The following is a 697-nucleotide window of genomic DNA, read 5'->3' as shown; positions in this document are numbered from 1 at the left end:
GAGTTCGACGTATTCACCACGCACCGGCGAGAACACGCCGTAGTGCGGGTGGATCGGCGCGCCGCCGAGCGCCGGGATCGGCACGCCCTTCTTGCGCCATTCATGCGCGCCGACGAGGCCGAGCAGTTCGCGCAACGACACGACCGACGGCGCGCCGCCGGGCCCGTACGCCTCTTCGCACGCCGCGCGCACGTCAGGCGCACGGCGCAGCGGGATCGTGTAGTCGGCATCGAGCGGGATCAGCAGCATGCCGAGCGTGCGGGCACGCTGCGACTGCGCGAGACGATGCAGGTTGAATGCATCGACGCCGGCCGCGGCTTTCGCCTTCTTCGGCTTGCGCTCGACACGGCGCGCCATCGCCTGCACGAGCTGGCGCGCATTCTGGAAGTCGCCCTGCCAGACGAGCGCGGTGCCCTCGCACGCAAGGCGGTAGGCCGCGTCGGCGGTGAGGCGGTCGTCAGCGGGCACCGCGCGCTTCGGCGGTTGCACGCCGGCTTCGGAGCGCCAGCGCACGGCATGATCGGCGCCGTCGGCGTCGGTCCAGTGGAAAACAGGGAAATCGGTCACGCGAACTCGGTTACGGTTGGCTTCAACGGGCGGCGCGACCGTTTTTCGGGCGCCGCGCGGCTCACACCATACCGCGCTTTGCCCGCGCGGCAAAGCGCGGGGCGGTGGCCCGCGGCACGCTCCACCGCGA

1 pseudogene is annotated in these 697 nt (G+C 71.4%); it reads right to left on the bottom strand.

Annotated features, from left to right (window positions below):
- Window positions 1-567 (bottom strand): annotated as a pseudogene (locus G3N99_RS40800) (methyltransferase); the annotation flags it as partial.
- Between the last annotated feature and the right edge of the window lie 130 nt (window positions 568-697).

It is taken from the genome of Burkholderia sp. Ac-20392, from assembly GCF_017104585.1.
In the GTDB taxonomy this organism is placed as follows: domain Bacteria; phylum Pseudomonadota; class Gammaproteobacteria; order Burkholderiales; family Burkholderiaceae; genus Burkholderia; species Burkholderia lata.
This window is presented reverse-complemented; position numbering and strand designations above follow the sequence as displayed.